This is a genomic window from Legionella fallonii LLAP-10, assembly GCF_000953135.1.
GTDB classification, from domain to species: Bacteria; Pseudomonadota; Gammaproteobacteria; order Legionellales; family Legionellaceae; genus Legionella; species Legionella fallonii.
The window spans coordinates 2,783,353-2,797,263 of the sequence record NZ_LN614827.1 but is presented as its reverse complement, the minus strand read 5'-3'; the positions used below and the strand labels follow the sequence as shown (position 1 = coordinate 2,797,263).

Sequence of the window (13,911 nt, the reverse complement as noted above, 5' to 3'; positions counted from 1 at the left end):
TAACGTATCTTATTTATCTTACATAAGACATTGCCCAAGAACTTAGTGGCATCGTATCCATTGAAGAAATTTTTCGTTATGCTAAACCAAATCAAGAAGAAATGCGGTCTAAAACTGAGAGTCTATTTGATCATTAATATAATGCCAAACGCGGAGTAAGTTAAAATGTCTTTTACATGTAATATAGATAAAACAGATAGAGTTAACCGCATAATAATTGGTGTAGGGTTATGTCTTGCTGCCTTAGTTGGGTTAGGCCAGTTTTTTTATATTACATTGGGATTGATTCTTGTTATAGAAGGTCTTATTGGGTGGTGCTCTATTCCCTATTTCATCACAAAAATTAAAAGCAGCTTCTCATTGAAGGAGAAGAGATGATGAAATCAACTCTATAATGTATGCCTATAAGATGGTTAGGCATAGAGATAAAATTAAAACAAGAGTAGGTATGTGAGAGCATACAACTGCCTTGTTTTTATCGCTCTCGCCGACGCAATGCTATTGGTGAATTGTGTCTGAAATTCAGGTTTTTGCATTTATGATATTATTTGCAAGGAATCCTGGTCTCTTAATATTCGTTTAATGTAAATTTGATACCATGAGCCAATTCTAATTTAACTGGCATTAAAAATGCCTGCTAAAAAATTTACTATTCTTTCTGCTTCCATTGATAAAGACCAATGTGATGCGGCTGCTCTCTCGTCAGTATCTTAAACTGATGAAAACCAGCAAACATCGAGAAAAACAAGTCCATAGTTACTTATTTGATGATTATCGTCGGAACCCCTTGTTTGGAAACGGAAATGCTACTGAGGAGCCAGAATCTAATTCAAGTACGATTGAAACGGTAGATATTAATTTGATTTAATAGCTACCGAATTACAAGGGACTGTAATAACTCGTTAATAATTTTTTACTGAGAAATAATATGTCCTCCAATAAACTATATAATTTTGTTCATACGGTTGTTTTTAAAAATGATAATCAAAGTGTTGATAAAGCAACCTTATTTCAACAAACTCACTTAAATGGTACGCCCTATTATTTGCTTCAGCTTTCAAAGAAAAGCAATGCATTTCCTGATGGGTTAACTTTGATTGAGCATCATATCAGTATTTATAAAGAGCCAGTCAGTACCGTTGATAAAAAAAGTGAGTATCATTACACCGCAATATTTAAGGATAAACAAAAAAAAACCTATCGGCTTCACGTTTATTTCGATCAATTCAATGAGATGGTTACCCCACCTCATCTTGATTTAGATACAGGTAATCAGCAGTATGAGTCGATTAAAACAGATGAACTTGATGTGGATTGGTTTGCTCTGAGTCACAAAATGAGTGATTCCGTTATTACTCAGTTGAGAAAAGAACAAAATCAGCAATGTACTCTTCTTAAAAATAAAATTGAGCCTTTAGAGAAAAAAACAACTCAATTATCAACAGATCTGACCAAAAATAAAAAACTGTACTTAAATACATTGAGTCAACAAATTGAATTAGGAATTCAGTTGGATGCGATCAATTCAAAAGAAGACAAACAAAAAGAAATTGAGTTTCTGCAGCAGATGCATCAAAAAGTCAGCTCTGAAATTACTGTCGCGTATAAAAAAACTAAAAAATCAAAAAACGAGCCATCATCTTCAGTATCTTCAGTTCCTGCAATAATAATGGGTGACTCAAATGAAAAGAAGACCTCTACTTCTTTAAAGAAACAGAAAGCTGCCTCAAAGAATACAAAAGATAAATTGACGCAACTTCATCAAGAGTTCATGCAAGAAATGAAGAGATCAGCTGATGCTTTACTTACGATTGAAACAATAGGCAATGAGTCAGAAAAAGGGGTTCTTATTAGAAATATTTATAAGCAAATAGAGGGATTACAATTGACAACGCCTCCTTCTCTACCTAATGATTCAATTCAGGCTTTGAATAAAATGCAACAACGCATTACAACAATAGCAAGGAAACATATTCATTATTTATTGTCTAAAAATAAATGGGATGAAGCACTGGCGCTAAGCTCTCTTTTTTCAGTTGCACTTGACGATGCTATTTTTAATCAAGCATTAAGGCAGTTAAATCCCGTCTTAATCGATTTTTTATTGGAAAATGGAAATTATGATTTAGATCGGTTTAAGCCCAAAATAAATAAAAAAGACTATAGTTCAATAATGGAGTTTTTATTTCAATGCGATTTGAAGTCTTCAAATGTAGTACGGTGTTTTGATGTTTTATTAACTTATAAAATGTCTTTGTTACGAAAAAATTCTGATGGGATTCCATGTCTCTTTCGTCTGATTGAAGATGCTGAACAACTTATAGATGCTACTCATCCAATGGTTCAAGCGCTTATTAAGAACTTAAAAAAATCACCTAAAAATATATGTGGGTTAAGAGGAGTCATTGAATATTTCAAAACCCAAAATAATAATTTTACGCATGATATCAAGCTACATGCTCGAATGATGACTGCAACTATCAAGTTGTACAGTTTGTTTATGAACTTAAACATAGAAATGGACTTAAGCGCTGAAATGAACTTTGCGGAAAGTATTGATATACTCGTACAAGCAGATACGCTTATGAAACAATCAAATGCGTTGGAGACACAAGCATCTACATCAGTATCAGATACAGACTCAGTTACCGATCAGTTTACTACTACATCAACCTCTGCTACAGGCTCACTTCCTGAGCAGTTTACTACCGCATCAGCCTCAGATACAGACTCAGTTACGACCTGCAGCCCAGAAAAGACAGGTCAAGTACCTCTTAATTTTCAAAGAGGTGATATTTATGGTGGTTTTGGCATATTCAAGCTTTCGGAGTACTCAATTGAATCAACACAAGACGAAGTTCCAGAAAAGACCCTGATGAGAAAAAATAACAAATAATTTACAGCTTCGTTGCAAAAACAGACAGTAGACCCTCACTCAAAGAGGGTTATGTAATAAGGTGTTGTATTTGGACTTTTGTATTTCTTACACTAGTTAGAGAAGAGAATGGACGTTTTAGTTGGGGCAAAATGACTCAGTCTATGCGTGCTTAATTTTAATCAGCATTATGATTAGTGAGATACCATTCACCATGTTCACAAAAAAGATGAACCTTATGTCCATCAGTGGAAACAACAAGACCAATCGGAAAGTTAGCGTTTTTTATAGCTCTTAAGAACCTATATTCCTAAAACTTCTGCCAGTGCAACAAAGCTATCGACACATAAATCAAACCAAGGTTCAGGAGCAAGGTCTGGTTTAATGTCTAGACCAAATTCTAGCGGGCGTGCTACAAATGCAGTACGCATTCCAAAGGCTTGTGCAGCATTTAGATCATATTTGTGACAAGCTACCATCAATATTTCATCTGGTCTATAACCAAGATAATCCACCGCAAGCTGATACACAGTAGGAGAGGGTTTGTAGTTATGTGCTAGTTCAGACGTTAGCAATGCATCGAACGGCAGGCGGGCATGCTTGACGATAGAAACCATTGTCGCCATACCCGCATTGGAAAGTGTCGAGGTAACGAATTTTTGGCGCAGTCTGCTAAGTCCTTCTATACTGTCTGGCCAGGGCTCCAGACGACTCCAAATTGTATTGAGCTCATCACGTTCAGCGATTGAGAAATACGCTGACAGCTTTTTGTTTTCCAGCAAGGTATCCAATGTTTGACGGTAGATGTGATCAACCCTTATCCATAAGCGTTGGCCAGAAATCACTTCATCAAGCATGTTGCGGTACAATCTGCGCCATTCAAAAGACAACGTAGCCCAATCGATTTCCAGTCCCTTTGCATGATTGATTTCTTCCCCTGTGCGCAGGAGAGGTTGAACAAAATCAACACAGGTTCCCTGCACATCGAAAGTAATCGCTTTAATCGTCTGCAAGGTAAGCATACTGTTTCCATTTGTCGGCTTTCTTTGCTGCATCATTATCTTTATTTTGTTTGGGCTATTACTGATAATAATGGCATGTCTGAGTGTCTTTATCCAGGAGCAATCAGTAATCGCAGTAAGTGTCCGTTGAGTTGTAAAAGCTCAGCATGTTACTCGACAAATATAAAATGGCGACGTTACAGCAAAGAAGTATCGGCTGCTCTATTTTTTATAATGAACTTATTGATTTTAAACGTAAAAAATAATAATGGATTTTGGAAGGAAGTCTATTTTGTCGGGCAGTTTGTTGCCCAATGGCGCTACCTTAAGTTTTTGTAGCCTGGATGAGCGCAGCGTAATCCGGGATTTCAGTGCACTGAGCTAGGGTATTCCCATATTATGCTGTACTAATACGGGCTACGATTTTTTCTTCCTTTTATTAAGGTAGTGCCATTGGGCAGTTTGTTGCCCGACCTACGTCTCGAGATGGCTCTAAAGCCACCTCCTCATAGATAAGACAGGCGTTCAAGATGGGCTAAATATGGCTTTCCGGTGATGCTGCAGATAAGCCATTAGCTGTGATCTTTTACTCTTTCTCTTCCTCTGAGGCAGAATAGCCACACCCTTCTTGTGGGCAAAGAATTTGCCGTCCCATTTTTTTACTTTCTTTGACCGTTAATATAGGCCAGCTACATTTGGGGCAGGGGCCTGCAATGGGCTCATTCCACAAGGCATAGTCACATTTTGGATAATCACCACAGGAGTAGAATATTTTTCCTTTCCTTGATTTTCGTTGCAGAATTTTTGCATGGTTGCACTTAGGACAAGTTATACCCGTATCCGCAGGTTTTTCCAAGGGTTCCATATGTTTGCATTGGGGATAATTACTACAACCTATAAAACGACCATAACGGCCTGTTTTGATTTGTAATTGGCTATGGCATAGAGGGCAATCTCTTCCTTCAACCACTTCAGGCTCTGGTTTCTCATTGTCTATGCCGCTCATATCTTGAGTATAATCGCATTCTGGATAGCCGGTACATCCTATAAAGCGACCTCGTTTACCTAAACGGATAGATAGTGGTTTTTGGCATTTAGGACATTTTTCTTCTAATATCTCAGTAGTCACATCTTTGCGTTGTACTTGTTCATCCGTATCTTGAATTTGTTGCACAAAAGGTTGCCAAAAGTCTTCTAAAACAGGAATCCATTCTTTCTCGCCACGGGCAATAGCATCAAGTGTATCTTCAAGCCCCGCGGTAAATTTGTAGTCAACATAACGGGTAAAATAGCTGGTCAAAAAGCGATTGACTATACGACCTACATCTGTAGGTAAAAATCTTTTCTTATCCACTACAACATACTCACGTTGTTGTAATGTATGAATAATTGAGGCGTAAGTAGAGGGGCGGCCTATGTCATATTCCTCTAAGGCTTTAACCAAGGTCGCTTCAGAATATCTCGGTGGCGGTTCTGTGAAGTGTTGATTAGCTAATATATCCAACACTTTGACTTTTTCACCAACAGAAAAAGGTGGCAAAATACCTGCATCACCATCCTCATTTTTAGAGTCATCTCGGCCTTCTTCATAGACAGTAAGAAATCCAGGAAAGGTGACTGTGGAACCATTAGCTCTAAAAAGATTACCTTCGCCACAACTAAAATCTACGGCAACAGTATCTAAGATGGCATCTGCCATTTGACATGCTAGAGTACGTTTCCAAATCAAATCATACAGCTTAAATTGATCACTGGTTAATGCTTCTTTTACCATTTCAGGAGTGCGTTTGATCGACGTTGGTCTTATTGCCTCGTGCGCTTCTTGCGCATTTTTTGATTTTGTTTTGTAAACCCTAGAGCTTTGTGGGCAGTTATCCTTTCCGTAGCGAGAGGTAATGTATTCACGTATTTCTTCGACTGCTTCGTTAGCTAAATGAACTGAGTCAGTACGCATATAGCTGATGAGACCTACGGTGCCTGTTCCTATATCAATACCTTCATAAAGTTGTTGCGCTACCATCATCGATTTTCGAGCAGTAAATCCTAATTTTCTAGCTGCTTCTTGTTGTAAGGTCGAAGTGATAAAAGGAGGAGAGGGCTTGCGTTTACGTTGCTTTTTATCAATTTGAGTAACGTGCAATAAACCTTGAGCTTGTTGCAGCAGTTGGTCTCTAATTTGATGTGCTTGTTCCTGATGTGTGACCGTAAATTGTTGTAATTTTTCATCTTTATAATGAGTCAATCGTGCTTCAAAGGGGGCATTGGCATGATTACATTGAGCGAGTATTTTCCAATATTCTTGAGACACAAAACGCTCGATTTCTTCTTCTCTTTCAACAATGAGTCTTAACGCGGGACTTTGTACTCGTCCTGCAGAAAGTCCACGTCGGATTTTTTTCCATAATAAAGGGGAAAGATTAAAACCTACTAGATAATCCAAAGCTCGTCTTGCTTGCTGCGCATTAACTAAGTCCATAGAGATGGTACGTGGGTTATTGATGGCCTCCTGAATGGAGGTTTTAGTAATTTCGTTAAAGAAAATTCGATGAACTTCTTTATCTTTAATGAGGTTCCGTTCTTTCATCAATTCAAAAATATGCCAGGAAATGGCTTCACCCTCTCTATCAGGGTCTGTTGCCAGTAATAGCGAGTCTGATTTTTTTAGTGCTTTTGCGATAGTCTCGATGTGCCTTGCATTTTTTTCAATAGGCGCATACGTCATATGGAAATGTTGTTCTGGATTGACTGAGCCTTTGCGCGGCGGTAAATCACGGACATGACCATAGGAGGCTAACACGTCATAATCGTTACCTAGATATTTTTGAATTGTTTTTGCTTTTGCGGGTGATTCAACGATCACCAAGTGTTTACTCATATGAAATAAACCTTATCCTCTTAATGGTTATATCAATACTGTCGAAACTCTATATAAAAGAAGAAGCTTACAGTTATTAATGTGTTGTCAGATCATCTTCTATGCGATAAAGCACTAGATCAAGAAAGGTCAATTGCTTTTCATCTAACTCAGCAGCTAAAGTACTTCTAATTGTCCATTTAGTTTCTTCCAAAGTAACAATACGCGACTCTGAAAATTGCAATTGATTAATAATTGTTTCGAAGACGTCTCTATCTATTATATTCCATAATTGCATACGCATGAGAAATTGGTAACTGGCTTTGGTCAATTTCATTTGCTCTTCGTAGGTTAATACTCGAGTTGATGCATGTTGGGCAGATTTAACATAGAGGTTTTGTGCGTCACTATTGGATAGATCTTCTGCATCCTCAGACTCTGAAGAATTTTTATCAATGGATTCATGGCTTTTTTGAAGTTGAGTCAGACTTTTTTCAAATAAGTTTAATAACATTTCAAATAAGTTATCTTTCATATTAACACCTCATATAGCCGCCAGGGACTGATACAATAGTTCCTAATAATTCCAATTCTGCAAGTTGGCCAGTGACCTCTTCTACACTGTATCCACTGCGCTTAATAATTTGATCGACTGTTGTCGTTTCAAATCCAATGAACTTTACTAGGTTTTTATTCCCGCTGGCAAGGGAAAAAATCGGTTTCTCGTCGGTAAACATAGTATGATGTTCAATTTTTAACTCATCGAGAACATCATTTACTGAAGTTACTAATTTAGCACCTTGTTGTAACAAGTAATGGCAGCCTCGAGCCAATGGATTATGAATGGAGCCTGGTATAGCCAATACATCTCGATTTTGCTCTAAAGCCATTCTTGCTGTGATTAAAGAGCCACTTTTTATTGCTGCCTCTATAACCAAAATGCATAATGACAAACCACTTATTATACGATTTCTGCGTGGAAAATGTCCAGCGATTGGCGGACTTTTTAATGGAAATTCTGAAAGTAATAGGCCATTTTGGGTAATTTGCTCTGCTAATTGCCTATGGCGTTGAGGATAAATGCAATCAATACCTGTTCCTAAAACGGCTATCGTCTGTCCTCCCACTTCCAAACATCCTATATGAGCCTGAGCGTCTATTCCTAAAGCTAAACCACTGACAATCGTGAGTGGGTGAGTTGACAGTTCTTTGGCAAACTGTTTGGCATTATCACTGCCTGTGATGGATGGATTACGGCTGCCAACAATTGCCAGGGTGGGGCGTTGAAGGCAAGACAGTTGTCCTTTGGCATACAAGACTACAGGTGGATCGGCAATTTCTTTTAATAGCTGGGGATAATTAGCGCAACTCCATGTTAACAAGTGATGGTCTTTGCTCTGTTCCATCCAATTTAAATCCGTCTCAATTTCCTTTAGATCAAATGTTGTAATGGTATGAGCTAATAAAGGGGGCAAACCCGCACTTTCTAATTCTTGGGCGGAGAGTTGAAACATCTCCTGCAAATTAGGCCAACGTTTTTCTAATTTGGCTATGGTTCTTGGGCCAATTTTATTCATTCTATTTAAGGCGAGGTAGTAGGGTAATTGATTCATGGGTTAGTCACTAAATCTAATAAGTAAACAGGGCGTGTGGAGCGAACAATTAAAACAAAGCTGGTTTTGGTAAATGCACGAAACACCATCGCTTCACCAATGCGTTCAGGAGGCAAGAGAATAGGAACGAGATAGTTTTTAGGATCTTTAACTGTTCGTGGCTTTTTATATATTCCAAGTACATCTCCCGCCTTGAGACCAGCATTCGCGCCAATGTTAATTATTGCGACACCACCAATGGCCGATTGACTATTACCTCCCGGCATTCCATCTGGAAGTTCAATAATGCAACCAGATACCGAAACAGAGGGCGCTGCTGGTTCAAAAGAGAAATCAAACTCAGGACTATCGTTAATTAGCACCTTATCTTCTTTTTTTATGCCGGCATTTATACTAGTCAATAAGACGGTTGCAGGATCTCCGCCGGCGACTAATTCACCGTAACCGACTAGAGAAGCCTTATATCCTAGTAGTTCACTTGTTATCGGATCAGTGTAATCCCTTCCTGATCTGAATATTGAATAGGCAATAGTTCCTCCCACGGACAATTCCCGGGATGGATGTAGTCCTTTGACGTAAATTTCATCGCCTTGTCCGCCAATCATATATTCCCCTACATAAGCAACTACGTAGGGAGCATGATTTAAAACATCTTCGTCCAAGATTAAAGATTCATCGAGAAAGGGTCTTATATCGCCTAAGGGGATTGGTGGTACTACTTCTCCAAATGGTGTAGGACGAACAGTGGGCGAAAGTTTAATGGTTCCATTGGATAGCACTCTTAGATAAGGTGTGTTTTTATAATAATCTAAAACAATGACCGCACCCTCGTACAAACGGTTAGGGTTTTTTATATTGGGATTTGCATGCCATAGTTCTTTCCATTCCCAGGGATTTTTCAAATAGCGACTAGCAATGCTCCATAGCGTATCTCCTTTTTGGATTACGTAACGAGAGGGGGAATCGGATCGGAGGCTTAGCGCATAATTGGTTGTCGATATGAAGAAGCAGAATAAGAGAAGAAAAAATCTCATGCACATTCCTTTGTAAATCGTGATCTCTTGCGGCAATACTGTAGATAGGAGATAATATCACGATTCCCATAAAGAGAACCAGATAAGCAATGGCTATTCGCAAGATTCTTTATTTACCCGATGAGAGACTAAGAAAAGTTTCTACGCCGGTCGAAACTTTTGATGATAATTTACAAACTTTGATTGACGATATGTTTGATACTATGTATCACGCAAGAGGGGTTGGTCTTGCGGCACCACAGATAGGTATTAACCTACGCTTGTCAGTCATCGATGTTATTGGTGATAAAAGTAATCAATTGGTTATTATTAATCCCGAAATCATTGCCTCTGAAGGTGAAAAAGAATATGAAGAGGGATGTTTATCCGTTCCGAGTGCCTACGATACAGTAATAAGAGCAGAAAAAGTGACTGTTAAAGCATTAGATCGCACCGGTAAGCCCTTTGAAATTAGCGCTGATGGTCTGCTGGGAGAATGCTTGCAGCATGAAATCGATCACCTCAATGGTAAATTGTTTGTTGATTTATTATCGCCATTGAAAAGGATGTTAGCTCGAAAAAAACTGGACAAATTCAAGCGACGTCAACAAGCTCGAAAATCATGAGTGGTTTGAATATTGTTTTTGCAGGCACCCCTGAATTTGGATTGCCTTGTCTTAACGCGCTAAATCAATCAGAACATCATCTTACAGCGATTTATACCCAGCCGGATCGTCCCGCGGGGCGTGGACGTAAATTGCAGGCTTCTGCTGTAAAAGAATGGGCTTTAGCGCATAATCTTCCCGTCTACCAACCGGTTAATTTTAAGACCCCTGAATCCATTGCTGAGCTGGCCGCCTTAAAACCTGATGTGATAGTGGTTATTGCCTATGGGCTCATATTACCCAAAGCAGTATTGGATATACCTCGATTAGGCTGTGTTAATGTCCATGCATCAGTATTGCCTAGATGGCGTGGTGCATCTCCTATTCAACATGCGGTTTTGCATGGGGATAGTTATTCCGGTGTAACTCTCATGCAAATGGATGTAGGAATGGATACGGGTGATATGTTGTGTACAGTAGAATGTCCTATAACTTCTCTTGATACAGCAGGAAGCCTGCATGATCGCTTAGCACAAATTTCTGCTCAACCTTTATTAGCTACTTTGGATGCATTAGCGGGAAATACAGTGCAACCAGAGAAACAAAATAATGAATTGGTAACCTATGCCGGTAAAATTAATAAGGAAGATGCATTAATTCACTGGGGAGATTCTGCCATCGCGATTGATAGGAAAATTCGTGCTTTTAACCCCTGGCCTATCGCTTATACTAATTTGGAACAAGACGTTTTGCGTATTCATCAAGCTCAAGTAGTTAATGTAACGTGTTCCCAACCCCCAGGAACCATTGTCCAATTGGATAAAAAAGGAATGCTTGTCAGTACAGGTGATCAAGGACTACTGGTGACTAAGATTCAATTTCCCGGAGCTAAGGCTGTTACTGTGGCTGACTGGTTAAACTCTGGTAAAACCACTTTGCATACAGGCCTGGTATTGCAATGAAAAAAAAGAAAACCGGGACGCCTGGGGATTCTATTGTTCAAAAGAAGCCTAATGAACGGCTTCAGGCCCTAAAAATACTGACTTCATTATTAGTGGATAAAGCCTCTTTATCTCAACTGATGCCCGCCTCTGCTGAACTGTCTCCTATGACCAAAGAATTGTGCTTCGGATTTTGTCGGCATTATTTTAGGTTAGAAGCTATGGCCGGTCATTTGGTGAAAAAAAAGCCCAAAGAGATAGAAATATGGATTATCTTGTTAATGGGGTTTTATCAATTACACTATATGCACATCCCTGATTATGCGGTGGTTAAAGAAACAGTCGCTTTATTGGAAAAAATAAAAAAAATATGGGCTAAAGGCCTTATCAACGCGGTTTTAAGAAATTTTTGTCGTCAGCAGAATGAGATTATTGCTACCTTAGCTAATGATGCAGCTTTTCTTTATGGTCAACCTAATTATTTATTGAAACATTTACAGGCTGACTGGCCTAATGATTGGCAAAGTATTGCTGCATCTAATGATGCTCATCCTCCCATGACCTTACGCGTGAATTTAAGAAAAAAATCGGTAGATGAGTATTTAAAAATACTGCAAGAGGCTGGGATGGAAGCAGTGACTCATTGTGCTGCACCAGAGGGAGTTACTCTAAAAGTTCCCTGTGATGTGCACAGTCTTCCTGGTTTTGCAGAGGGTTGGATTTCGGTGCAGGATGGAGCAGCACAGTTGGCCGCATCTTTATTGTCCTTAGAGCCGGGGTTGCGCGTATTAGATGCTTGTTGTGCCCCTGGCGGTAAAACGTGCCATATGTTGGAGCGTGAACCTAACCTTAAAGAATGTGTTGCTATAGATGTTGAGCCTAAGCGACTGAAACGAGTTGGTGAAAATCTAACGCGACTACGTTTACAAGCGACTTTATTAGAAGGGAATGCCTTGTCTCCGCAACAATGGTGGGATGGGCAGCGTTTTGACCGTATTTTATTAGATGCCCCCTGTTCAGCCACGGGAGTGATAAGGAGGCATGCAGATATTAAGCTGCTGCGTACAGAAGAAGAAATTATAGCTGTTACTCAGGTGCAGTATGCTATGTTGCGTTCTTTATGGCCATTATTGGCTCCAGGTGGTTTAATGGTTTATGCCACTTGTTCCGTTATTTCTGAAGAAAATGAGAAACAAATTGCCAAATTTGTAGCAACACATTCTGATTGCACTATAGTTAAAATTAATGGTGCATGGGGAAGAGCAACAGGACATGGACAACAAATTTTACCCGGAGAGCAGGGAATGGATGGCTTTTTCTATAGTGTGTTACTAAAGGATGAGAAATGATAATCGATTGGCCTTTAATTATTGTATTGTTTTGTCTCTCTGTTCCTGGTGTTTGCATTACAATAACACGGCTAATTTATTTTCTACTACCCAATAATACCGATGAACTGAAAAAGAGAATGAGTCGCTTTGCGATAATACAAACGCTCTTTATGGTATTTGTCATGAGTTTTGCCGGAGCTGTTTTATCGTTTCGAACTGGATTACATGCTCCTTTACTCGAAGCGCTTTTGCAAGGTAAAGCCGGTTTTGATGCGTTTAAGATTATTTTATTACCTACTCTTTTTTGTGCTCTTTTTGGATTACTTATTTTTTTCATTCTTTATTATGCTGTGGTGGGTAAGATTCTTGATGAGCATAGTTTTAAAGTAATGGCCAATTTGCGTCAGGCTTTGCGTCTTGACGGTTGTGTTCTCTATGGTGGTGTTGTCGAGGAAGTCATTGCTCGATGGGGGTTAATGAACTTAATTGTATTTTTTGCCATCCTTTTTGCTGGCCAAAATAGTAATGCCATTATATGGACTTCCATTGTTTTAAGTGGGTTGATGTTTGGCGTGGGGCAGATTCCGGTCTATCTGGCCGCTGGATGTCGCTCAAGTAGACGATTAATTTATTCTATTTTATTACTTTGCCTATGGCAGTCTTTGGTGTTTGGCTTTTTATTCTGGCAATATGGAGTGATTGCTGCAATTTTCGCGCATATGCTGTTTCACTTTGGTTGGTATTTTTTCGATATGCGTCAAGGATAAAAGTACTTTATCAGTGATTTCCAAGCCTAAAATGACTAGCAAGCCCTTAGCCGTCTAATAAAGCTTGTTGGAGGAAATCAATACATGATTGCACGACTTTTTCTTTTTCATTATCCACCGTAATAATATGATAACTGTCTTGTAAAGTTAATTGTTTCACAAAAGGTGATGAGATGTTTGCCAAAACGAGCTCCATATTTTTTAAACTGGCTGTATCATCCTCTACTGCATGAATGACTAGTGTTGGGCAGGTAATTAACGATAAATTTTTGATCACAAGATGATTGAGTTGACGTGCTTGATAGAGTTTAAATAGAGATATTGCTGAGCCTCCTGTAATGGAGACAGCGTTCTCGGTCATGCCTTTGGATGCTATTGCACGACGCTCAAGATTTTTAATGCCAAATGGTTCACTTTCTTTAAAAGATAGCTTATAGCGGAATGGACTAAAATAAAGTAAAGGGAGAAATACTTGATACCAAGGAATGCTCCATCCATCGGTATATAAGGTTGTTGACAATAGAATTAAAGCGGACACCTCATTACCTACTAGCTCAGCTAATCGAAGACAAAGAACTGCTCCAGCAGATAAACCTCCTATGGATACTGATTTATATTTTCTCTTCATTTGATGAAAGTAATCTATAGCGCTATTTACCCAAAACTCATGAGGTTTAATTATTTCACCTTGAACTGAATGTTCGTAACCTGGAATGTGGGGAATTTCAACAGAATAGCCCTCTTCATTCAGCTTCGTTGCCAGGTAAATAATTTCTAATGGGCTGCCGCTTAATCCATAAAGCAGCATGACAGCATGCTCTCCCCCATTTAAATGTATATGATCCATAGCTTTCATCGTCAATAAATAGACTTGGTTTATTGTTATATTAGACTATTTTGTGACTATGTGT

General features: G+C 38.9%; 12 protein-coding genes. 6 read left to right on the top strand and 6 right to left on the bottom strand.

The features are described 5' to 3' along the window. Positions 1-165 precede the first annotated feature (165 nt). Positions 166-378, top strand: a complete 213-nt coding sequence (locus LFA_RS11520) for a YgaP family membrane protein (RefSeq protein WP_045096322.1) — start codon at positions 166-168, stop codon at positions 376-378. A 550-nt stretch (positions 379-928) separates the two neighbouring features. Beyond that, a complete protein-coding gene (locus LFA_RS11510) occupies positions 929-2,896 on the top strand; it encodes a hypothetical protein (RefSeq protein WP_045096320.1) in 1,968 nt (655 codons plus the stop codon). A gap of 281 nt (positions 2,897-3,177) precedes the next feature. Here the strand turns inward: LFA_RS11510 and LFA_RS11505 are convergent, their stop codons facing one another. From LFA_RS11505 to LFA_RS11485, 5 genes are all read right to left on the bottom strand, one after another. Further along, positions 3,178-3,897, bottom strand: coding sequence for a haloacid dehalogenase type II (locus tag LFA_RS11505; protein ID WP_045096319.1), 720 nt, complete (start codon positions 3,895-3,897; stop codon positions 3,178-3,180). 565 nt (positions 3,898-4,462) lie between these two features. Beyond that, positions 4,463-6,751, bottom strand: coding sequence for a type I DNA topoisomerase (gene topA / locus LFA_RS11500; protein ID WP_045096318.1), 2,289 nt, complete (start codon positions 6,749-6,751; stop codon positions 4,463-4,465). 76 nt (positions 6,752-6,827) lie between these two features. Further along, complete coding sequence (locus tag LFA_RS11495; protein ID WP_045096317.1) at positions 6,828-7,265, bottom strand: DUF494 family protein; 438 nt, start codon at positions 7,263-7,265, stop codon at positions 6,828-6,830. A 1-nt stretch (position 7,266) separates the two neighbouring features. Next, the gene (dprA, locus tag LFA_RS11490; protein ID WP_045096316.1) at positions 7,267-8,343 is read right to left on the bottom strand and encodes a DNA-processing protein DprA; all 1,077 of its coding nucleotides are present in this window, start codon (positions 8,341-8,343) and stop codon (positions 7,267-7,269) included. Next, complete coding sequence (locus LFA_RS11485; RefSeq protein WP_045096315.1) at positions 8,340-9,377, bottom strand: LysM peptidoglycan-binding domain-containing protein; 1,038 nt, start codon at positions 9,375-9,377, stop codon at positions 8,340-8,342. Before LFA_RS11485 ends, dprA begins: the two co-directional genes overlap by 4 nt. 89 nt (positions 9,378-9,466) lie before the next feature. Between LFA_RS11485 and def the strand changes: the two genes are divergently transcribed. Genes def through LFA_RS11465 form a run of 4 tightly spaced genes read left to right on the top strand, consistent with a single transcriptional unit; the run spans position 9,467 to position 13,000 of the window. Further along, positions 9,467-9,982, top strand: a complete 516-nt coding sequence (gene def / locus LFA_RS11480; protein ID WP_045096314.1) for a peptide deformylase — start codon at positions 9,467-9,469, stop codon at positions 9,980-9,982. After that, positions 9,979-10,923, top strand: a complete 945-nt coding sequence (gene fmt, locus LFA_RS11475; protein WP_045096313.1) for a methionyl-tRNA formyltransferase — start codon at positions 9,979-9,981, stop codon at positions 10,921-10,923. Before def ends, fmt begins: the two co-directional genes overlap by 4 nt. Next, on the top strand, positions 10,920-12,251 hold the full coding sequence (gene rsmB, locus LFA_RS11470; RefSeq protein WP_045096312.1) for a 16S rRNA (cytosine(967)-C(5))-methyltransferase RsmB: 1,332 nt from the start codon (positions 10,920-10,922) through the stop codon (positions 12,249-12,251). The genes fmt and rsmB overlap by 4 nt, the downstream gene beginning before the upstream one ends. Then, on the top strand, positions 12,248-13,000 hold the full coding sequence (locus LFA_RS11465) for a CPBP family glutamic-type intramembrane protease (protein ID WP_045096311.1): 753 nt from the start codon (positions 12,248-12,250) through the stop codon (positions 12,998-13,000). The genes rsmB and LFA_RS11465 overlap by 4 nt, the downstream gene beginning before the upstream one ends. Before the next feature lie 46 nt (positions 13,001-13,046). Here LFA_RS11465 and LFA_RS11460 read toward each other — a convergent pair whose 3' ends face one another. Continuing rightward, the gene (locus LFA_RS11460) at positions 13,047-13,847 is read right to left on the bottom strand and encodes an alpha/beta hydrolase (protein ID WP_045096310.1); all 801 of its coding nucleotides are present in this window, start codon (positions 13,845-13,847) and stop codon (positions 13,047-13,049) included. Between the last annotated feature and the right edge of the window lie 64 nt (positions 13,848-13,911).

What these genes read in the sequence shown, in the direction of transcription:
- LFA_RS11485 (WP_045096315.1), bottom strand. Translation starts at nt 9,377, where the DNA reads ATGAGATTTTTTCTTCTCTTATTCTGCTTCTTCATATCGACAACCAAT.
- LFA_RS11460 (WP_045096310.1), bottom strand. Translation starts at nt 13,847, where the DNA reads ATGGATCATATACATTTAAATGGGGGAGAGCATGCTGTCATGCTGCTT.
- LFA_RS11520 (WP_045096322.1), top strand. Translation starts at nt 166, where the DNA reads ATGTCTTTTACATGTAATATAGATAAAACAGATAGAGTTAACCGCATA.
- rsmB (WP_045096312.1), top strand. Translation starts at nt 10,920, where the DNA reads ATGAAAAAAAAGAAAACCGGGACGCCTGGGGATTCTATTGTTCAAAAG.
- def (WP_045096314.1), top strand. Translation starts at nt 9,467, where the DNA reads ATGGCTATTCGCAAGATTCTTTATTTACCCGATGAGAGACTAAGAAAA.
- fmt (WP_045096313.1), top strand. Translation starts at nt 9,979, where the DNA reads ATGAGTGGTTTGAATATTGTTTTTGCAGGCACCCCTGAATTTGGATTG.
- LFA_RS11505 (WP_045096319.1), bottom strand. Translation starts at nt 3,897, where the DNA reads ATGCTTACCTTGCAGACGATTAAAGCGATTACTTTCGATGTGCAGGGA.
- dprA (WP_045096316.1), bottom strand. Translation starts at nt 8,343, where the DNA reads ATGAATCAATTACCCTACTACCTCGCCTTAAATAGAATGAATAAAATT.
- LFA_RS11495 (WP_045096317.1), bottom strand. Translation starts at nt 7,265, where the DNA reads ATGAAAGATAACTTATTTGAAATGTTATTAAACTTATTTGAAAAAAGT.
- topA (WP_045096318.1), bottom strand. Translation starts at nt 6,751, where the DNA reads ATGAGTAAACACTTGGTGATCGTTGAATCACCCGCAAAAGCAAAAACA.
- LFA_RS11465 (WP_045096311.1), top strand. Translation starts at nt 12,248, where the DNA reads ATGATAATCGATTGGCCTTTAATTATTGTATTGTTTTGTCTCTCTGTT.
- LFA_RS11510 (WP_045096320.1), top strand. Translation starts at nt 929, where the DNA reads ATGTCCTCCAATAAACTATATAATTTTGTTCATACGGTTGTTTTTAAA.